This window comes from Parafrankia sp. BMG5.11 (assembly GCF_004337455.1).
This window is the reverse complement of the sequence record NZ_SJXI01000015.1, coordinates 261,883-281,012: the sequence shown is the minus strand read 5'-3', so window position 1 is coordinate 281,012 and position 19,130 is coordinate 261,883. Positions and strand designations below refer to the sequence as shown.

19 protein-coding genes and 1 tRNA gene are annotated in these 19,130 nt (G+C 66.5%); 2 read left to right on the top strand and 18 right to left on the bottom strand.

All coding sequences use genetic code 11. The features are described from left to right. Positions 1-5 precede the first annotated feature (5 nt). From E0504_RS12230 to E0504_RS12160, 16 genes are all read right to left on the bottom strand, one after another. Positions 6-686, bottom strand: coding sequence for an OmpH family outer membrane protein (locus E0504_RS12230; protein ID WP_131624393.1), 681 nt, complete (start codon positions 684-686; stop codon positions 6-8). After that, entirely contained in the window at positions 686-3,439 is a 2,754-nt protein-coding gene (gene bamA / locus E0504_RS12225) for an outer membrane protein assembly factor BamA (protein WP_131624391.1), read from the bottom strand. Before bamA ends, E0504_RS12230 begins: the two co-directional genes overlap by 1 nt. A gap of 169 nt (positions 3,440-3,608) precedes the next feature. Continuing rightward, positions 3,609-4,727, bottom strand: a complete 1,119-nt coding sequence (gene rseP / locus E0504_RS12220; RefSeq protein ID WP_373693895.1) for an RIP metalloprotease RseP — start codon at positions 4,725-4,727, stop codon at positions 3,609-3,611. 1 nt (position 4,728) lies between these two features. Continuing rightward, a complete protein-coding gene (gene dxr / locus E0504_RS12215; RefSeq protein WP_131624389.1) occupies positions 4,729-5,883 on the bottom strand; it encodes a 1-deoxy-D-xylulose-5-phosphate reductoisomerase in 1,155 nt (384 codons plus the stop codon). Continuing rightward, entirely contained in the window at positions 5,883-6,551 is a 669-nt protein-coding gene (locus tag E0504_RS12210) for a phosphatidate cytidylyltransferase (RefSeq protein WP_207912509.1), read from the bottom strand. The genes dxr and E0504_RS12210 overlap by 1 nt, the downstream gene beginning before the upstream one ends. Positions 6,552-6,594: 43 nt before the next feature. After that, entirely contained in the window at positions 6,595-7,278 is a 684-nt protein-coding gene (uppS, locus tag E0504_RS12205; protein WP_207912508.1) for a polyprenyl diphosphate synthase, read from the bottom strand. Between the two features lie 22 nt (positions 7,279-7,300). Continuing rightward, positions 7,301-7,858: a ribosome recycling factor gene (frr, locus tag E0504_RS12200; RefSeq protein WP_131624385.1), complete on the bottom strand. Its 558-nt coding sequence runs from the start codon at positions 7,856-7,858 to the stop codon at positions 7,301-7,303. Further along, a complete protein-coding gene (gene pyrH / locus E0504_RS12195; protein WP_131624383.1) occupies positions 7,858-8,592 on the bottom strand; it encodes a UMP kinase in 735 nt (244 codons plus the stop codon). The genes frr and pyrH overlap by 1 nt, the downstream gene beginning before the upstream one ends. Before the next feature lie 166 nt (positions 8,593-8,758). Next, positions 8,759-9,685: a translation elongation factor Ts gene (gene tsf / locus E0504_RS12190; RefSeq protein WP_131624381.1), complete on the bottom strand. Its 927-nt coding sequence runs from the start codon at positions 9,683-9,685 to the stop codon at positions 8,759-8,761. Positions 9,686-9,780: 95 nt separating this feature from the next. Continuing rightward, positions 9,781-10,578, bottom strand: a complete 798-nt coding sequence (gene rpsB, locus E0504_RS12185) for a 30S ribosomal protein S2 (protein ID WP_131624379.1) — start codon at positions 10,576-10,578, stop codon at positions 9,781-9,783. 143 nt (positions 10,579-10,721) lie between these two features. After that, positions 10,722-11,039, bottom strand: a complete 318-nt coding sequence (locus tag E0504_RS12180; RefSeq protein ID WP_131624378.1) for a hypothetical protein — start codon at positions 11,037-11,039, stop codon at positions 10,722-10,724. A 76-nt stretch (positions 11,040-11,115) separates the two neighbouring features. Further along, complete coding sequence (locus E0504_RS12175) at positions 11,116-11,979, bottom strand: phosphatidylcholine/phosphatidylserine synthase (RefSeq protein WP_131624376.1); 864 nt, start codon at positions 11,977-11,979, stop codon at positions 11,116-11,118. After that, positions 11,976-12,725, bottom strand: a complete 750-nt coding sequence (locus E0504_RS12170) for a phosphatidylserine decarboxylase (RefSeq protein WP_131624375.1) — start codon at positions 12,723-12,725, stop codon at positions 11,976-11,978. The genes E0504_RS12175 and E0504_RS12170 overlap by 4 nt, the downstream gene beginning before the upstream one ends. 67 nt (positions 12,726-12,792) lie before the next feature. Further along, the gene (locus E0504_RS12165) at positions 12,793-13,923 is read right to left on the bottom strand and encodes a beta-ketoacyl-ACP synthase III (RefSeq protein ID WP_131624373.1); all 1,131 of its coding nucleotides are present in this window, start codon (positions 13,921-13,923) and stop codon (positions 12,793-12,795) included. Positions 13,924-13,965: 42 nt separating this feature from the next. Continuing rightward, positions 13,966-14,109 (bottom strand): hypothetical protein, encoded by a 144-nt coding sequence (locus tag E0504_RS50335; RefSeq protein WP_165938492.1) that lies wholly within the window; start codon positions 14,107-14,109, stop codon positions 13,966-13,968. A 57-nt stretch (positions 14,110-14,166) separates the two neighbouring features. Next, positions 14,167-14,252, bottom strand: a tRNA-Tyr gene (locus E0504_RS12160). Between the two features lie 115 nt (positions 14,253-14,367). Here E0504_RS12160 and rlmB point away from each other — a divergent pair. Then, positions 14,368-15,183: a 23S rRNA (guanosine(2251)-2'-O)-methyltransferase RlmB gene (gene rlmB / locus E0504_RS12155; protein WP_131624371.1), complete on the top strand. Its 816-nt coding sequence runs from the start codon at positions 14,368-14,370 to the stop codon at positions 15,181-15,183. Between the two features lie 99 nt (positions 15,184-15,282). Then, positions 15,283-16,116 carry a hypothetical protein gene (locus E0504_RS12150; RefSeq protein WP_207912504.1) on the top strand — a complete coding sequence of 278 codons (834 nt, stop codon included), beginning with the start codon at positions 15,283-15,285 and terminating at the stop codon, positions 16,114-16,116. Positions 16,117-16,181: 65 nt separating this feature from the next. Here E0504_RS12150 and E0504_RS12145 read toward each other — a convergent pair whose 3' ends face one another. Both E0504_RS12145 and lon read right to left on the bottom strand, forming a co-directional pair. Then, entirely contained in the window at positions 16,182-16,454 is a 273-nt protein-coding gene (locus tag E0504_RS12145) for an HU family DNA-binding protein (RefSeq protein ID WP_131624368.1), read from the bottom strand. Between the two features lie 265 nt (positions 16,455-16,719). Then, positions 16,720-19,107, bottom strand: a complete 2,388-nt coding sequence (gene lon / locus E0504_RS12140) for an endopeptidase La (protein ID WP_131624366.1) — start codon at positions 19,105-19,107, stop codon at positions 16,720-16,722. Positions 19,108-19,130 lie beyond the last annotated feature (23 nt).

The following is a 19,130-nucleotide window of genomic DNA, read 5'->3' as shown; positions in this document are numbered from 1 at the left end:
TGGTCTTAGCGGCCGGTCGCGGCCGGCGGGTTCTGCGGCACGGTCGGCACGGCTGCCCCGCCCTGCGCGGCGGCCGCCTGCTGTTCGCGGATTTCGCGCGGGAGCCAGCCTTCCGGCGGCACCAGCTGCGCGCTCGGCAGCAGGGTGTTGAGTTCGTTCAGCACGTCCTGCGTGATGTTGTACGCCGCATCGGCATAGATCACCGCGCCCTGCGTGGGATCGAGAATCAGCTGGATGTTCTTGCGCTTGGCGGCATTCTGCACCGCGGTGTCGAGGCGATCCTCGATCTGTTCGGTGACATAGGCACGGCTCAGCGAAATCGGCGCGAGCAGCTGCTGTAGTTCCTGCTGACCGGACTGGCCGATCTGCTGGATCGTCTGCCGCTGCGCATTGAGCGCGGGATTGTTGGCGTTCGCCGCCTGGTCCGCGTTGTACTTGGTGAGCAGCGGCTGAAGCTGGGCGGCGATCGCCGCGCGGCGCGCTTCGGCGGCATCGACCTGCGCCTTGTACGTCACCGGGCGCTGGGTCTCGGCCGTCTTGTAGGCGTTGGAGTTGGCCACCACCGCGGGGAGGCTGACCACGCCGATGCCCTTGACGACCTGCGCCGCGGCGGGCGCTGCGATCATCGGCGATGCGGCCGCGAACATGATCCCGGCGGCCAGCGCCGGCTTGAGATAGCTCTTCATCAGAATTGAGTTCCTACGTTGAATGTGAATCGCTTCGTGTCATCACCGGCACGCTTTAAGAGCACGTGAGCAAAATCGATCCTGAACGGGCCGAACGGCGAGTTCCAGTTGACCCCGATGCCGACCGACAGGCGCGGGCTGGGGGAATCGCCCAGGAACACCTCGCGGAACGGCGGAATCGAATTGATCAGCGCCGTGTTGGTGTTGGTCCCGAGGCAGCTCGGCGGATTGGGATTGGTCGGGTTGGTCACCGTGGTGACGTCGCCAGCCGCCGTGCCCGGGGTGCAGACAGGCGTTCCGCCGCCGGTCGGCGTGACAAGGGTGGCAACGTTGATCTGGGTGAACAGCGGGCTGCCGCTGGCATCGCGGATCGGGAATTCGAAGCCAGTCGGGAAGGTGCTGCTGCTGTCGTTGAGCTGCGGGGTGCGAACGCCCCACAGCGCGCCGACATCGGCGAAGATCGACGGCCGCAGGCCAAGTTCCTGCGCCCCGCTGCCCAGCGGAATCTCCAGCTCGGCCCGGCCAAGGTAATAGTAGTTACCGCCCAGTGCATCGTCCGACACGCTGCGCCGGTCCGTCAGTTCCAGGAACTTGGTCGGATCGGTGCTGGCGGGATCGTCCACCAGCGGGCGCCGGATCACGCGCGGGCCAACCCCGCGGATCGCGAACCCGCGGAACTGCGGCTCACCCAGGAAGAAGCGGTCGGTCAGGCGGACGTCGCCATCGCCCAGTCCCTTGATCGCCCCACCTTCGATCGAGGTGGAGAAGATGAACCCACCGCCCAGCGGCCAGAACTGCGAAGCCTTGCCGCGGATGCGGGCGAACTTCACCGATCCGCCCAGCCCGGCGAATTCCGCGCCCAGCGAGATCGAGCGACCGCGGGTGGGCCGCAGGCGGCTGTCCAGCGAATCGTACACCACGTTGACGCCCAGGATCGAGCTGGTCCGGCTGCCCACTGCGTCGCACAGGTACCGGCCCGCCAGGATCGGGTTGCACGACAGGTTGCCGGCCGAATCGGGAGTGAAGAACCGGTTCCGGTCGAGCGTCACGTCGTCGAAGTTCAGCGTGTAGCTGGCGACCGCCGACATGTACTCGGTCAGCGGCACGCCCAGCCGCACCTGGCCGCCGGTGGTGGTCTGCTGGAAGGTCGTGTTGCGCGTGTTGTTCAGGAAGTTGAAGCTGTTGGTGTCGCGCCGGTAGAGGTCGACGCCCATCGAGATGTTGCGATCGAACACGTACGGTTCGGCAAAGCTGATGTTCGCGCTTTTCGAATAGCGTGAATAGTTCACCCCGAAGCCGACGGTCTGGCCGCGGCCGCGGAAATTGCGCTGCTGAATCGACGCGGCGAGGATGAAGCTTTCGATCGACGAGAAACCGGCCGAAAGCTGAAGCTGGCCGGTGGGCTGCTCCTCCACGTTGGCTTCCAGCACGATGCGATCGGGCGTGCTGCCGTCCTTCTGCGCGACTTCGAAGCTGTCCTGGAAATATCCCAGCGACTTGATCCGGTTGGTCGTGCGCTTGACCTGCAGCGAGTTGAACGCATCGCCCTCGACCAGGCGGAACTCGCGGCGCAGGACCTTGTCCTGGGTCAGCGTGTTGCCGTTGACGTCGATCCGCTCGACATAGACGCGCGGCGCTTCCTTCAGCACGAAGGTCAGGCCCATCGTCTTTTCTTCGCGGTTGGGGCGGTACTGCGCCTCCACGTCGGCAAAGGCGTAGCCGAAGGTGCCGGCCAGCTCGGTAAACTGTTCCTCGGTGTCCTGCACCTGCTTGCCGTTGAACCAGTCGCCTTCCTTCAGCGGCAGGTTACGGGTCAGCACGTCGCTGTCGAAATCGCGGATCTCGCTGCGCACGGCGACATCGCCGAACTTGTAGCGCTCGCCTTCCTCGACCACGTACGTGATGATGAAGTCCTGCTTGTCGGGCGTCAGCTCGGCCACCGCGGACACGACGCGGAAGTCGGCGTAGCCCTCGGTCAGGTAGAACTCGCGCAGCTTCTGCTGGTCGAACGCCAGCCGGTCCGGATCGTAGCTGGTGTTGGAGCTGAGGAAGCTGGTCAGGCGCGCCTGCTTGGTGACCATCTCGCCGCGCAGATCGCTGTCGGAAAACGCCTCGTTGCCGATGATGTTGATCTGGCGGACCTTGGACTTGGGTCCTTCGTTGATCTCGAACACCACGTCGACGCGGTTCTGCGACAGCTCGACCATCTTGGGTTCGACCGTCGCGGCGAAGCGGCCCTGCCGCTTGTACAGCTCGACGATGCGGGCGACGTCGGCGCGGACCTTGGAGCGGGTGAAGATCTGGCGCGGGGCCAGCTTGATCTCGGGCGTGATCTTGTCCGACTTGATCCGCTTGTTGCCTTCCAGCACGATGCGGTTGATCACCGGGTTCTCGACCACGGTGACGATCACGTCGCCGCCGTTGTTGACGATGTTGGCGCTGGAAAACAGCTCGGTCGCGTAGAGGTCCTTCAGCGCCTGGTCGGCCGCGGCCTGGGTGTAGACCTGGCCGGTGCGCAGGCGGATGTACGACACGATCGTGTTGGCTTCGAGCCGCTGGGAGCCCGAGACCGAGATCGAGCGGATGACGTCAGCCTGCGGGGCCACGTCCGCGGAAGCGCCCGGCACAGGGGCAGCATCCTGCGCCAGGGCAACCGCGGGGATGCCGCTCAGCACGGTTCCGCACAGCAGGGACAAAGCCAGTCTGGTCATGCCCGGCCGGGTGCGTGAACCGGCGATTTCGCGTGCCATCATTGAGGTGGGACTCCCGTCCAAATTCCAAGTTGTGCGCGAAGGTGCGCGCCCGCCGCCTGCCGGTTACAGGCCCGGCGGCACGTGCGTGCGCCCTTGCCCGATAGCGGGGTCCCGATCAAGCGGTGCGGCACCGCTTGTTCCCGCGCTGCGATCCCCGAACCGAGTGCTGCTAGCGCCCGAGGATCGGCAGCGAGAGCAGGTCGTTGATCGTGACGAACACCATCAGCGCAAGGATCACCGCCACGCCGGCGCGGAACGCCACTTCCTGACCGCGAGCGCCGATCGGCTTCCGGCGGACCGCCTCGGCCGCGTAGAAAGCCAGGTGCCCACCGTCGAGGGCGGGGATTGGCAACAGGTTGATGAATGCCAAATTAAGCGAGATCAGCGCCGCGAACCACACGAACGCCTGCGGCCCCAGGCTGAGCTGCTCGCCCGAAAACTTGGCGATCTTGATCGGGCCGCCCAGTTCCTGCACCGACCGGTCGCCGGTGACGATCTGGCCGATCCCGACCGCCATCATCTCGGCCATCTGCCAGCTTTGGACAAACGCCTGGCCCACCGCCTCGCCCACGCCCATCGGCACCATCCGCGGCTCGACCGCGTAGATGCCGAGCACGCCGACGCGCGATTCGTTGCCGAAGGTGTCGCGCTGGATCATCTCGCCGACCGTGACCGGGATCTCCACCGTATCGCCTTCGCGGTCGACGGTGAGTTCGATCGCGCGGCCGGGATAGAGCGCGACCTCGCGCCGGATGGCCATGAAATCGCTGACCGGCGCACCGTCGAGCGCGACGATCCGGTCGCCCGCCTCCAGCCCCGCCGCTTCCGCCGCCGATCCGGCAGCGAACCGGTCGACCACCGGCGGTGCCTCTACCCGGCCATACGCGAGGTTGAAGGAGGCGAAGATCGCCAGCGCGACGACGATGTTGGTCAGCGGGCCGGCCAGCACGATCAGCGATCGTTGCCACAGCGGCGCATGATGGAAACTGCCGTCGCGCTCCGCCGGGCTCATCGCCGCGACCTTGGCCGCATCGGGCATCGAGGCGGGGTTCATGTCGCCCTTGAACTGGCAATATCCGCCCAGCGGCAGGGCCGACAGCTTCCAGCGGGTGCCGCGCTTGTCGGTGAAGCCGGCGATCTCCTTGCCGAATCCGACCGAGAACGCCTCCACCCCGACGCCGAACAGGCGGCCCATCAGATAATGGCCAAACTCGTGCACCGTCACCAGCGGCCCCAGCAGCAGCAGGAAACCGACGATGTACAGCCAGAAAGGGGGGCTTTCGATCAACTCAGGCAAGCTCCAGCATGGCGGTCACCCGTGCGCGGGTCGCACGGTCCAGATCAAGCACTTCGGCAAAGGTTTGCGGGGCGGGCGGGAGGTTGCCTTCCTCCAGCGCGCGCGCGACCAATGCGGCAATATCGGTGAACGCGATCTGACCGGCGAGGAAGCGTGCGACCGCGATCTCGTTCGCGGCGTTGAGCACCGCCGGTGCCGCCCCGCCCGCCTGGGCCGCCTCACGCGCAAGGCGGGTGGCGGGAAAGCGCGCTTCGTCGGGCGCCTCGAAGGTCAGCGTGCCGAGCGCCGGCAAGTCGAGCGGCGCCATCGGCGTCTCCATCCGTGCAGGGTATGCAAGACAGCTGGCGATCGGCACCCGCATGTCGCTGGGGCCAAGCTGCGCCAGGGTCGACCCGTCGCGGTATTCGACCATCGAGTGGATCACGCTCTGCGGGTGAACCACGATGGCGATCCGGTCGAGCCCCACGGGAAACAGGTGGTGCGCCTCGATGAATTCGAGGCCCTTGTTCATCATCGTCGCGGAATCGACGCTGATCTTGGCGCCCATGTCCCAGTTGGGGTGTGCGACGGCCTGCGCGGGCGTCGCGGCCCGAAGCTGCGCCGCGTCCCACGTCCGCAGCGGCCCTCCGCTGGCGGTGAGCGTGATGCGCCGCACATCCTCGATCCGGTTGCCGGCGAGGCACTGGAAGATCGCGTTGTGCTCGCTGTCCACCGGCAGCAGCGTCGCCCTGTGCCGCGCGACCGCGGCGGTCATGACGTCACCGGCGGAGACCAGCGCTTCCTTGTTGGCGAGCGCGATCGTGCCGCCCTGCTCGATCGCGGCCATGACCGGTGCCAGGCCCGCGCAGCCGACGATCGCAGCAACAGTCAGGTCTGCCGGCCGCGCGGCCGCCTCGATCAGCGCCGATGCCCCGCCCGCGGCGTCGATCCCGCTGTCGCCGAGCGCATCGCGCAGTTCAGGCAGGCAGCTTTCATCCGCCACCACCGCGATTTCCGCGCCGAACTCGCGCGCTAGAGCGGCAAGTTCCTGCGCGTTGCAGTTGGCGGTCAGCGCGACGACCCGCCAGTCTTCCCGGTTGCGCCGGATCAGGTCGAGCGTCGAGGCGCCCACCGATCCGGTCGCGCCGAGGATCGAGATCGTCCGCATCAGTTGACCAGCGTCGCTGCCAGCACGCCGACCGCGATCGCCACCGGCAACATGCCGTCGACCCGATCGAACACGCCGCCGTGCCCCGGAATAAGCCTGGAGGAATCCTTCACCCCCGCCCGCCGCTTGAGCCAGCTTTCGAAGAAGTCGCCCGCCTGCGCCAGCACCGCGAGGATCGCGCCGAGCATCGCCGCGAGCCCCAGGTTTTCCGCGATCAGCGGCAGGCCCAGCTCGAACCGCGGACCGGCGATCCCGCCGTCGATCGCGACGATCCACAGCACCACCCACAAGCCTGCGCCGATCATCCCGCCGATCACGCCAGCCCAGGTCTTGTTGGGGCTGATCGACGGCGCCACCTTCGGGCCGCCGATGGTGCGCCCGCTGAAATAGGCGAAGGTGTCGGTGAACACAGTCACCCCGATGATCAGCACGATCAGGAAATCGCCCGCGCCCGCGAGCACCCCGCCGGCAAAACCGAAGTACAGCGCGCCCGCCAGGATCGCGGCGAGGCGGATGGCGACGCTTGCCGTCGCCTTCATCACCAGCATCACGAATTCGGCGAAGGCGACCAGCGCCACCAGCACCACGAATGCATCGAACACCCGCCCGCCGATCACCAGCGCGGCGATGGTCACCGCCAGCATCAGCAGGGCCGAAGCGAGCCGCACCGGCAGGTCGCTGCGCCTTGCTCGCGGCGCTGCCGGGTTAATCCTATCGTCCACCAAACCGCCTCTCCCGGCGCGCGAAGTCGTCAAGCGCATCGGTTAAATGCGCCGGAGTGAAATCCGGCCACAGCACGTCGGTGAACATCATCTCGGCATAGGCGCACTGCCACAACAGGAAGTTCGACAGCCGCACCTCGCCGCTGGTGCGGATCAGCAGGTCGAGCGGCGGCAGGGCTGCCGTATTGAGGTGGCGCTCGATCGCCTCGGCGGTGATCGCTCCCTCCTCGGCGGCGCGGGTCGCGGCGCGGGCGATTTCCTGCTGCGAACCATAGTTCAGCGCGACCGCCAGCGTCCGGCTGCCCTTGGCGGTCTGTGCCAGTGCATCTTCGAGCAGCGCGACGATATCGGGCGCAAGACCGCGCCAGTCACCCAGGATGTGCAGCTTGACGTCGTTCGCGATGAATTCGGGCAAGTCCGATTTGATGAACTTGCGCATCATGTTCATCAGATCGTCGACCTCATCGTCCGGTCGCTTCCAGTTTTCGGAACTGAACGCGTACAGCGTCAGGCACTCGATGGACGTGTCATGCAGGCTGCGGACGAGCTTGCGCACCGCCTCCACCCCGCGCTGATGCCCGACCACGCGCGGCAGGTGGCGCGCCTTGGCCCAGCGCCCGTTGCCGTCCATGATGATCGCAACGTGCCGTGCGACCCCGGCCTCGTTCGTCACCCACGCGCTCCCGTCCGGGTGCTCACTGGGTGAGGATCTCCTTCACCTTCGCCGCGACGACGGCATCGGTGTCGGCGACGTGCGCGTCGGTCAGCTTCTGGACGTCTTCCTCGGACCGCTTGCGGTCGTCTTCGGAGATGTCCTTCTTCTTTTCGTCGTCCTTCAGGTTCTCCATCCCGTCGCGGCGGACGTTGCGGATCGCGATCTTGGCCTTTTCGCCGTATTCGCCGGCCAGCTTGGCCAGTTCCTTGCGCCGTTCCTGCGTCAGGTCGGGCAGCGGCAGGCGCAGGGTCTGGCCGTCGATCATGGGGTTCAGGCCCAGGTTGGCCTTGGCGATGCCCTTTTCCACCGCGGTGAGGTTGGCCTTGTCCCACACCTGGACGCTCAGCATCCGCGGCTCGGGCGCCGACACGGTGGCGACCTGGTTCAAAGGCATCATCGCGCCGTACACTTCGCACACCACCGGATCGAGCAGCGCGACATTGGCGCGCCCGGTCCTGAGGCCGCCGAGATCACTTTTCAGCGATTCGACCGCGCCCTTCATCCGCCGCTCGATGTCGGCCTTGTCATACTTTGCCATCAGGCTTCTCCCGCGTCATCGGATTGAACGATTGTCTGCACGCCCAGCCCGCTCAGCACCCGTGCCAGATTGCCCTGCTCGCGGATCGAGAACACCACGATCGGGATGTCATTGTCGCGGCACAGCGCCACGGCGGAGGCGTCCATCACCTTGAGGTTGTCTGCCAACACCCGGTCGTAAGTCACGGTATCGAAACGGCGGGCGGACTGGTTTTTCTTGGGGTCGCTGTCGTACACCCCGTCAACGCTGGTGCCTTTGAGCAGGGCGTCACAGCGCATCTCGGCCGCACGCAGGGCGGCGCCGCTGTCGGTGGTGAAGTATGGCGCGCCGACGCCGGCAGCGAAGATCACCACGCGGCCTTTTTCGAGATGCCGTTCGGCGCGGCGGCGGATCACCGGTTCGCACACTGTGTCCATCTGCACCGCTGACTGGACGCGGGTCTGCACCCCGATCTGTTCGAGCGCGTTCTGCATCGCCAGCGCGTTCATCACGGTCGCCAGCATGCCCATGTAATCGGCCTGCGCGCGGTCCATGCCGGCAGCCGCGCCCGCCATTCCGCGGAAGATATTGCCGCCGCCGATCACCAGGCAGATTTCAAGGCCGGTATCCTTGGCCGCTTTCACTTCCTGGGCGAGCTCCGCCACGAACGCGGGGTCGATGCCGAACTGCTGGCTGCCCATCAACACCTCGCCCGACAGCTTGAGGAGCACGCGCTTAAGGGGTGGCAGGGCCATGAAGCTGGTTTCTCGTGTAACGGCCGGGGCGGATTGCGCGCTCTTATAGGCGGCGGGACCCCTGCGGCAAGGGTCGGCGGTGAGGGTCGGCGGTAAGGGTCCCGGGGCCACAAACGAAAGCGGCCACCGGATCGCTCCGGCGGCCGCCCGTTGTTCGGGTTGAGGCTCAGCCCTTGACCGCGGCCGCGACTTCGGCGGCGAAGTCGGTCTCTTCCTTCTCGATGCCTTCACCGAGCTGGAAGCGGACGTAATCCTTGAGCACGATCTCCGCGCCCGCCTGCTTGCCGGCGGCGGCGACGACGTCGCTGATGGCGGTCTTGTTGTCCATGACGAACAGCTGGCTGAGCAGCGCGTTCTCCTTGGCGAACTTCTTGACCGCGCCTTCGACCATCTTGGCCTGCACGTCAGCCGGCTTGCCGCTCTCGGCAGCCTTGTCGGCGGCGACCTTGCGTTCGCGCTCGATCACTTCCGCGTCGAGGCCGTCAGCGTCGAGCGCCTGCGGGAACGCGGCGGCGATGTGCATCGCCAGCTGCTTGCCGAGGCTTTCGAGCGCGCCCTTGTCGGCGGTCGATTCCAGCGCGACCAGCACGCCGATCTTCCCGAGGTTCGGCGCGGCGGCGTTGTGAATGTACGGCACCACCACGCCCTGGTTCACCGACACATGCTTGATCCGGCGGACCTGCTGGTTCTCGCCAATCGTCGCGACGTTGTCGGTCAGCTTGTCAGCCACCGTGCCGCCGTCGGGATAGGCGGCGCTCTTCAGCGTTTCGACATCATTGGCACCGTCCGTCAGCGCTACTTCAGTGACCTTGCGGACGAAATCCTGGAACTTGTCGTTCTTGGCGACGAAATCGGTCTCGGAGTTGACCTCGACGGCCACGCCCTTGGTGCCCTCGACGGCCACGCCGACCAGGCCTTCGGCCGCGGTGCGGCTCGATTTCTTGGCGGCGGTGGCAAGCCCCTTGGCGCGCAGCGCGTCGACCGCGGCTTCGATGTCGCCGTTCGTCTGCTCGAGCGCCTTCTTGGCGTCCATCATGCCCGCGCCGGTCTTCTCGCGCAGGTTCTTCACGTCGGCGGCGGTGAAAGCAGCCATGTCAGTCTTCCTTCTTGGTATCATGCGGCGCGGCGCCGGATTTGAGCCCGGCGCCGCGCGAACAGGGTATTAGGCAGGCAGGCGATGCGCGGGCATCAGCCCTGTGCGGCAGCCTCGGCAGGGGCCTGGGCGCCGCTCGCTTCGGCCACGTCGGCTTCCGCCGGCGGTTCGGCCATCGCGCCGATGTCCTGGCCCGAATCGATGGTCGCGCGGCCCTTCCCGCTCGAGGCGGCTTCGGCCACCGCGTCGCAGTACAGGCGGACGGCGCGCGCGGCGTCGTCGTTACCGGGGATCGGGAACGCGATGCCGCTCGGATCGACGTTGGTGTCGAGCACGGCGACGACCGGAATGCCGAGCACGCCGGCTTCCTTGATCGCGAGGTCTTCCTTGCCCGCGTCGATCACGAACATGACCGCCGGAATGCCGCCCATGTCGCGGATGCCGCCCAGGCTCATCTCGAGCTTGTCACGCTCACGCGTGAGCTGGAGGATTTCCTTCTTGGTCAGGCCCGAGATTTCGCCCGACAGCTGCTCGTCCAGGCTCTTGAGGCGCTTGATCGAACCGGAAATGGTCTTCCAGTTGGTCAGCATCCCGCCCAGCCAGCGGTGGTTGACGAAGTGCTGGCCCGAACGGCGTGCGGCCTCTGCGATCGGCTCCTGCGCCTGGCGCTTGGTGCCGACGAACAGCACCTTGCCGCCCGAACGTACGGTGTCCTGGATGAAGTCGAGCGCGCGCGCCATCAGCGGCACGGTCTGCGACAGGTCGATGATGTGCACACCGTTGCGGGCGCCGAAGATGTACGGCTTCATCCGCGGGTTCCAGCGGTGGGTCTGGTGGCCGAAGTGCGCGCCGGCCTCGATCAATTGCTGCATGGAGACGGTCGGAGCCGCCATAGGTAATTCCTTTCCGGTTTGGCCTCTGGAGAGCTGGAACCCGTGCGGAGATCCCGCGCGCGGCACCGGTATGAAGTGCTCTCCATGTGGATTTGCCCGCCATTTCCCATCGGGAAAGATGACGAACGGGGCGGCCCATAGCGTCAACGCGCGCCGATTGCCACCTTCAATTCACCGCGCCGTTGATTCGGACTGGCGCAAATTACCCTTGACCGGGCGGAACAAAAAGCGAACATTGTCTCGTATCGGGAACCACAACCGATTCGGAGTTTTCCACCAGTTGTCCACATACCGTCAACGCGGTTGTGCCGACCATTGAAGGTCTCGCAAAAATGATCGCTTTCCTGCTTGTCGCACTGTTTGCCGCTGTCGCCGTGACCAGTGTCGCCACTCTTGCCGATGCCGCCGTCCGCGGCCGGAACGCGTTCCGGCTGCTGCGGAGCGAGCAGGTGTCGGCTCATGAGGACCGGCGGGTGACGGTGCGGTTCCAAGGCGAAGACATGTTGCAGCCGTTGCCCGCGCTGCGCCCGCTCGCGGTCAGGGGTGCTCGGGGAGCGCGCCGGGTGGTGTGGACGGCAAAGCCGCTGCGCGCTGCCGCTTGATCCGCGCATAGCGCATCCAGGCATACGGGATCAGCGCCAGATACACGGCGCAGATCGCCACCAGCGTCCACCACGGTTCCAGGAGCAATGCCGCGAACACCAGGCCAACCACCAGGATCACTCCCAGCCGCACGTCACGCCGGGGGCGCATCAGCGTCCAGCTGAGCGTCGCCACGTTCGAGATCATCAGGAACGCGATCAGCGCAATCCACGGCGCCACCAGCCGCGGATCGCGGAAGATGTCCTCGCCAGTCGCCAGCCACAGGTAGACCGGCAGGAAGGCCAGCCCCGCGCCCACCGGGGCGGGCACCCCGGTCAGGAAACCGGCGGATTTGTGCGGCTGCTCCTTCACGTCGATCTGCGCGTTGAACCGGGCAAGCCGCAATGCGCCGCAGATCGCGAACGCCAACGCCGCGAACCAGCCGAGCCGCGCGAGCGGGCTGGCCGGATCGCCCAGTGACCACAGGAACAGGATCAGCGCCGGAGCGGTGCCGAAGCTGAGCGAATCGGCCAGGCTATCGAGTTCCGCGCCGAAGCGTGACTGCGCCTGCAGCAGCCGCGCGATGCGCCCGTCCATCCCGTCCAGCACCCCGGCCAGGATGACGGCGATGACCGCTTCCGCCCACAGCCCGCCCATCGCGAAACGGATGCCGGTCAGCCCGGAACACATCGCCGCGGCGGTGATGGCATTGGGAACGACCGCGCGCATCGCCAGTCCGCTGGGGCGGCGGCGAGTGGCGAGCGGAACCTCGTCCTCGGCCGCCTTGGGGCCGACCCGTGGCCGGTCGAAATCTGTCATTGGTTGATGCCTTCCAGCAGCTTCTGCGTACCGATTTCGGCGAGCGGGGTTTCGCCTGCGACCACCGTCTGCCCCAACACGACTTTCGCGTCAGTGCCGGCCGGAAGGTAGATATCCACCCGGCTGCCGAAGCGGATCAGCCCGACCCGCTGGCCGGCCGCGACCATGTCGCCCGGCTTGATGAACGGGACGATCCGCCGCGCCAGCAGGCCGGCGATCTGGGTGAAGCCGATCGCGGTGCCGTCCGGCCGTTCGATCAGGATATGCTGACGCTCGTTCTCCTCGCTCGCCTTGTCGAGGTCGGCGTTGACGAACCTGCCCGGGATATAGACCACCCGCCGCACCGTGCCGCCGATCGGCGCGCGATTGATGTGCACGTCGAACACGCTCATGAAGATCGAAATGCGGGTGACGGGTCCGGCAGACAGCCCGCGCGCACCGCTGCCATCATCGACCTGCAGTTCGGCCGGAGGCTCCACCTGCGCGATCAGGGAGACCATGCCATCCGCCGGCGAGACGATCAGCCGATCGTCCTGCGGGACCACGCGCTCCGGATCGCGGAAGAACGCCAGCACGCCCAAGGTCAGGAAGGCGAGCGGCCACGCGATAGTCTCCCACGCCAGCAGCGCGCACACGAACGCCGCCGTCGCGCTGATCAGCGCGAATTTTCTTCCTTCAGGATGGACCGAGGGCCACTGCCAGTGCGCGTCGCCGCGGCCTTTGTTGTCGAGAATTTCTCCGGCCATAGGCAGCGGCTTAGGTCGTGCGCCCGATGCTCACAAGTAAAACCGAGCAGGCGAAACCGCGCGGGCGCTACCCCGCCTTGCGGACGAACACGGTCCCGGCGGAATACCCCGCGCCGAAGCTGCAGATGATCCCGGTGTCGCCCGCCACCAAGTCGCCGGAGTGCTGGTGGAACGCGATGATCGAGCCGGCGCTGGAGGTGTTGGCATAGGTATCCAGCACCGTCGGACTTTCGTCCTCGCTCGCCTCATGCCCCAGCACTTTCTGCGCGATCAGGCGATTCATTCCGGCGTTCGCCTGGTGGAGCCACAACCGCCGCAGCGAGCGCGGATCGATGCCCAACCGGTCCGCTTCTTCGACGATCATCGCGGCGACCATCGGCACCACCTCCTTGAACACCTTGCGCCCTTCCTGGACGAACAGCTTGTCGGGCTGGCCGGCGCCCTCTGGCGCGGCGCGGTTGAGGAAGCCGAAGTTGTTGCGGATATTGTTGGAGAACACCGTCTTCAGCTTGGTGCCGAGGATGTCCCAGTGGTCCGCCGGCGCCAGCTCAGCATCCTCTACCAGCACCGCAGTGGCGACATCGCCGAAGATGAAGTGGCTGTCGCGGTCGCGCCAGTTGAGGTGGCCGCTGGTGATTTCGGGGCTGACCACCAGCACGCTGCGCGCGTTCCCCGCGCGGATGTAATCGGCGGCGGTCTGGATGCCGAAGGTGGCGGACGAGCACGCAACATTCATGTCGAACCCGAAGCCGTCGATGCCCAGCGCGTGCTGGATCTCGATCGCCATCGCCGGATAGGCGCGCTGCATGTTGGACGCCGCGCACAGCACCGCGTCCACCTGGCCGGGCGCGCGCCCCGCCCGCTCCAGCGCCTGGCGCGCGGCGGTGACGCCGACCTCCGCCATGATCGACAGTTCGTCATTCGCGCGTTCCGGGATGCGCGGGCACATCGTTCCGGGATCGAGCACGCTCGCCTTGTCGACCACGTGGCGCGACTTGATCCCGCTCGCCTTCTCGATAAACTCGACAGAGCTTGGCTCCAGCGCCGGACGGTTTCCCGCCGCGATCGCGTCGGCGTGCTCGGCGTTATGGCGCCGGACATACTCGTTGAAGCTGTCGACCAGTTCGGCGTTGGTGACTGTTTCCGGCGGGGTGTAAAGTCCCGTCGCCGAGATCACCGGGCGGTGCGTTGCGTCCATCGCGGCGGATTAGGCGCGCGGGCCGGGCACGGCAAGCGCCGCTCAGCCCGTCAGCAGCACGTATCCCCACAGACCTGCGGTCAGCACCACAACTCCGACGATCGAGGCCTTCCCGATCCGCACCAGCTTGCGCCGCCGCGACGCGGCCTTGAGCCGCGCTTCGTAACCCATTGGTATTCGCTTCATGATCCCCGCCCACCGAGAAACACGCCCCACCGGGAAAGCCCTACCTTGAAAAGGCGGTGGTGGACAGGGCTGGATTCGAACCAGCGTACGCTTGCACGGGCAGATTTACAGTCTGCTGCCTTTAACCACTCGGCCACCTGTCCACACAGGGCTTACGAGCTCCACTTCCATCCCGCATGCGGGGTCCGTGGGCCGAGAGAGGCGCGCCATGGCGAAGCAGCGCTTGCCTGTCAATGGCCGCGCTGGCAGGGGCTGCCGATGGCCAAGGGCGAGAAAAAACGAGCGATGCGCGGACGCGCCGGGCGCATGCAGGGCGGCCGGGGCAGCGGACGCGCCGGCACGGGGCAGGTCCGGCTGTGGGGCCGGCACGCGGTGGAAGCCGCGCTCAAGAACCCGGAACGCCAGCATCGCAAGTTGTGGGCGACGCGCGAAGGCATTGAATCGCTCGATGGCGAACTGCCGGCGGACTTCCCGGTCGAATACGCCGATGCGCACGATCTGGGTCGGCTGGTGGCGCGCGATGCACCGCACCAGGGGCTGGTGCTCGAATGCGTCCCACTGGAAGACGTGTTTCTCGACGACGTGATCGCCAGCGAAGAAGACCTTGATGAGGGTCGAGGCGGCGGCCCGGTGCTGGTGCTCGACCAGGTGACCGATCCGCACAACGTGGGCGCGATCATGCGTTCGGCGGCCGCGTTCGGGGCGGCAGCCATCGTCACGCAGGACCGTCACGCTCCGCCCGAATCGGGCACGGTGGCCAAATCGGCCAGCGGCGCGCTGGAAATCGTGCCGTGGGTGCGGGTGGTGAACCTCGCCCGCGCGCTGGAGGAGCTGGCCGAGGCGGGATACTGGCGCATCGGCCTCGCCGGCGAAGCGGACACGACACTGGCCGAGGCACTGCCCGCCGGGCGGGTCGCGCTGGTGCTCGGCGCGGAAGGGGGAGGCATGCGGCACAACATCGCCAGTCATTGCGATGCGCTGGCGCGGCTGCCGATCAGCGAGGCGATGGAAAGCCTCAACGTATCGAACGCGGCGGCGATCGCGCTGTATGCGGTGGCCACACGCACGCCGTAAGCGCGCCGCAACGGGGTTTAACTGGGGGGAATCTCGATGATCTGGATAAAACGACCGCGCCGGTTTGCGGCCGCGGCAATCACGGCCGCCGCCGCGCTGTTGCTGGCCGGATGCCTGCTGACGCCGGGCAAGTTCGCCTCCACGCTCGACATCCGCAAGGGCGGCGCCTTTACCTATACCTATGACGGCGAGATCCACCTGCTGGCGCTGAGCAAGCTGGCGCAGATGGGTCAGGGCGCGAAAACCGAGGAAACCTTCACCGCTTTCTGCGCCGACGACGATACGTTCGAGCAGCGCGACTGCACGCCGGAGGAGGAAGCCGAGCAGCGCCAGGCGTGGGACGACGGCGCGGCCGCGCGGCTGGCGAAAAAGGATCAGGAAGCCGCGGCGATGCGCGCGATGCTCGGCGGGATCGATCCGGCAGACCCCGCGGCGGCCGAAGAACTGGCCGCCCGGCTTCGGCGCCAGGCCGGCTGGAGCCGGGTCGATTACAAGGGCGACGGATTGTTCGACGTTCGCTTTGCGTTGAGCGGGAAGCTGGACCACGATTTTGTGTTCCCGACACTCGAAGGCTTCCCGATGGCGAACTTCTTCGTCACCGCCACCCGCCGCCAGGGCGGGACCGTGCGGATCGACGCTGCGGGCCTCGTCTCCCCGGCGGGGACCAACCCGTTTCAAGCGATGATGATGGGCGGGATGATGGCGGGCGCGGCGGACGAAGCGACCAGGGTCGCGGCAGAGGCCGGCGAAGGCTCGGTCACGCCGCCCGTGTGGCCGGTGACGGAGGGCACCTTCACCGTCACCACCGATGGCGAGATCCTGGCCAATAACACCGACGAGGGAGCCGCCACGGGTGCCCGCGGCAAGACGCTGGCCTGGACGATCAACGTGCGCACCAAGCAGGCGCCGACCGCGCTGATCAAGATCGATTAGCGGCTGGCACCGGGTGTCCCCGCTGGGGCGCCCGGTGTCGCCGATGGCCGTGACTGGCTAGACGGTCAGTTGACCGAATCCTTCAGCAGCTTGCCCGCCTTGAACTTGGGCTGGTTGGATGCCTTGATCTTCATCGGTTCGCCGGTCCGGGGGTTGCGTCCGGTCGATGCCTTGCGGCGGGACACGGTGAACGTGCCGAAGCCAACCAGGCGGACCTCGTCCCCCTTTTTGAGAGCGCCGGTGATGGCGTCGAACACGCCCTCCACCGCGCTGGCGGCGTCAGTGCGCGACAGCCCCGCATTCTCGGCGACCGCGCCGATGAGATCGTTCTTGTTCATTCATTCCCCCTTGCGGCGATGATATGTCAGACCCGCCTGGGATGGCGCGCGCGGACCCGCCGTTCGTCCCCCAGGATTCGCTGCTGCGAAGGGCGGACTTCTGACGAGGTTTTGGCACCTGAGTCAAAGCCAAATAGGGCCGGTCCCCTGTCACGCGGGGCAAACCGAGCCGAACCGTCTCGAAACGGTCCGGTTCGGATGCCGTAGCGTCGCACCACCGGCGTTTCCGGCGTTGCTGGCCGCGCACGCCGATGTCGCGGCAGACCTAGTGCGCGGTGGCGCCTTCGCCCGGCCCATGCCGCAGCGGCTGGCTGGCAAGGTCGTCGGCCTCGCTCCACTCGATCGCATCGAGCGGGGTTACCAGCGCCCGTTCCAGTACCTGATCCACATGGCCGACCGGCACGATCTCCAGCCCATCCTTGATGTTCTGCGGTATCTCGGCAAGATCCTTGACGTTGTCTTCCGGGATGAGAACCGTCTTGATTCCGCCGCGCAGGGCCGCGAGCAGCTTTTCCTTAAGCCCGCCGATCGCCAGCACCCGTCCGCGCAAGGTGACCTCACCGGTCATCGCCACGTCGGGTCGCACGGCGACGCCCGACAGCGTTGAAACGATCGAGGTGACCATGCCGACACCCGCGCTGGGCCCGTCCTTGGGCACCGCGCCTTCGGGCAGGTGGATGTGGATGTTCTTGCGCTGGAACACGCTCGGCCGGATGCCATAGGCCGGCGCGCGCGCCTTCACGAAGCTGAACGCCGCGGCGATGCTCTCGGTCATCACGTCACCCAGCTTGCCGGTGGTCTTGATCTCGCCCTTGCCCGGCGTGGTCACGCTTTCGATGGTCAGCAGTTCGCCGCCCACCTCGGTCCACGCCAGCCCGGTGACCGCGCCGACCTGCGCCTCTTCCTCGGAGACGCCGTGCTTGAACTTGCGCACCCCGGCGAACTCGCCAAGGTTTTCAGGCGTGACGGTGACGCTCTTCACCTGCTTCTCGAGGATCTTGCGCAGGCTCTTGCGCGCGAGCCGTGCGATCTCGCGCTCCAGCGTGCGGACGCCCGCCTCGCGAGTGTAATAGCGGATCAGGTCGCGCAGGCCATCGGTGGTGAGGACGAACTCGCCGTCCTTCAGGCCATGCGCCTCGATCTGCTTGGCGATCAGGTGGCGCTCGGCGATCTCGACCTTTTCGTCCTCGGTATAGCCTTCCAGCCGGATGATCTCCATCCGGTCGAGCAGCGGCTGCGGCAGGTTCAGGCTGTTCGCGGTGGTCACGAACATGATGTCCGACAGGTCGAGGTCCAGCTCCAGGTAGTGATCCTGGAACTTGGAGTTCTGTTCAGGGTCGAGCACTTCCAGCAGAGCCGAGGCCGGATCGCCGCGAAAATCCTGGCCCAGCTTGTCGATCTCGTCGAGCAGGAACAGCGGGTTGCTGGTCCCGGCCTTTTTCAGGTTGGACACGATCTTGCCCGGCAACGATCCGATGTAGGTGCGCCGGTGGCCGCGGATCTCCGCCTCGTCGCGCACGCCGCCCAACGACTGGCGCACGAATTCGCGCCCGGTCGCCTTGGCGATCGACTTGCCGAGGCTGGTCTTGCCGACGCCCGGAGGACCGACGAGGCACAGGATCGGCCCCTTAAGCTTGTTGGTGCGCGCCTGGACGGCCAAGTATTCGACGATCCGGTCCTTGACCTTTTCCAGCGCATAGTGGTCCTCATCGAGCACGGCCTGCGCCTGCGCGATGTCTTTCTTGACCTTCGATTTCTTGCCCCACGGCAGGCCCAGCAGCACATCGAGGTAATTGCGGATGACCGTTGCTTCGGCGCTCATCGGCTGCATGGTCTTGAGCTTCTTGAGCTCGCTTTCGGCCTTGGCGCGCGCTTCCTTGCTCAGCTTCAGCTTGGCGATCTTGTCGGTCAGCTCGGCGATCTCGTCGCCGTCCTCGCCGTCGCCGCCCAGCTCGCTCTGGATCGCCTTCAACTGTTCGTTGAGGTAATATTCGCGCTGGGTCTTTTCCATCTGGCGCTTCACGCGGCCGCGGATCTTGCGCTCGACCTTGAGCACCGACAGCTCGCCTTCCATGATCGACATGACCATTTCCAGCCGCTTGAGCGGATCGCGTTCGGCCAGCAGCGCCTGCTTGTCGGCGACCTTGCCCGCCAGCGCGGCGGAGATCGTGTCGGCCAGTTCCCCGGCGTCGTCGATTTCGGTCAGATCGTTGCCCGCGCCCTCGCCCAGCTTCTTGTTGAGCTTGGCATACTCGCCGAACTGCTCGACCACCTGGCGCATCATCGCCACGACTTCGCTACCCGCGGCGGTTTCCGGCGACGTGCTCTCCACTTCGGCGACGACGAAGCCGCCTTCCTGCCGCATGGCGACCAGATTGGCGCGAGTGCCACCCTCGACCAGCAGGCGGACCGTGCCGTCGGGCATCTTGAGCAGCTGCAGGACCTGCGCGATCACGCCGGTATCGAACAGATCGTCGTCCGACGGATCGTCGCATCCCGGATCGAGCTGCGCGACGAGGAAGATGTCCTTGTCGCCTTCCATCGCTGCTTCCAGCGCGGCGACCGACTTCTCGCGGCCGACGAAGATCGACACGACCTGGCCCGGAAAGACCACGATGTCGCGCAAGGGGAGGAGGGGGAAAAGCTGGTTCATGAAAGATATCCGTCTGTTGGAAA

Excerpts from the sequence above, each read along its gene's own strand:
- rpsB (WP_131624379.1), bottom strand. The coding sequence starts at position 10,578 with ATGGCGGCTCCGACCGTCTCCATGCAGCAATTGATCGAGGCCGGCGCG.
- bamA (WP_131624391.1), bottom strand. The coding sequence starts at position 3,439 with ATGATGGCACGCGAAATCGCCGGTTCACGCACCCGGCCGGGCATGACC.
- lon (WP_131624366.1), bottom strand. The coding sequence starts at position 19,107 with ATGAACCAGCTTTTCCCCCTCCTCCCCTTGCGCGACATCGTGGTCTTT.
- E0504_RS12180 (WP_131624378.1), bottom strand. The coding sequence starts at position 11,039 with ATGAGCCGACACCTGCTCGCTCCGCAGCAGCCGGAACGCGTTCCGGCC.
- E0504_RS50335 (WP_165938492.1), bottom strand. The coding sequence starts at position 14,109 with ATGAAGCGAATACCAATGGGTTACGAAGCGCGGCTCAAGGCCGCGTCG.
- E0504_RS12165 (WP_131624373.1), bottom strand. The coding sequence starts at position 13,923 with ATGGACGCAACGCACCGCCCGGTGATCTCGGCGACGGGACTTTACACC.
- rlmB (WP_131624371.1), top strand. The coding sequence starts at position 14,368 with ATGGCCAAGGGCGAGAAAAAACGAGCGATGCGCGGACGCGCCGGGCGC.
- E0504_RS12230 (WP_131624393.1), bottom strand. The coding sequence starts at position 686 with ATGAAGAGCTATCTCAAGCCGGCGCTGGCCGCCGGGATCATGTTCGCG.
- frr (WP_131624385.1), bottom strand. The coding sequence starts at position 7,858 with ATGGCAAAGTATGACAAGGCCGACATCGAGCGGCGGATGAAGGGCGCG.
- pyrH (WP_131624383.1), bottom strand. The coding sequence starts at position 8,592 with ATGGCCCTGCCACCCCTTAAGCGCGTGCTCCTCAAGCTGTCGGGCGAG.
- E0504_RS12145 (WP_131624368.1), bottom strand. The coding sequence starts at position 16,454 with ATGAACAAGAACGATCTCATCGGCGCGGTCGCCGAGAATGCGGGGCTG.
- tsf (WP_131624381.1), bottom strand. The coding sequence starts at position 9,685 with ATGGCTGCTTTCACCGCCGCCGACGTGAAGAACCTGCGCGAGAAGACC.
- E0504_RS12175 (WP_131624376.1), bottom strand. The coding sequence starts at position 11,979 with ATGACAGATTTCGACCGGCCACGGGTCGGCCCCAAGGCGGCCGAGGAC.
- dxr (WP_131624389.1), bottom strand. The coding sequence starts at position 5,883 with ATGCGGACGATCTCGATCCTCGGCGCGACCGGATCGGTGGGCGCCTCG.
- E0504_RS12170 (WP_131624375.1), bottom strand. The coding sequence starts at position 12,725 with ATGGCCGGAGAAATTCTCGACAACAAAGGCCGCGGCGACGCGCACTGG.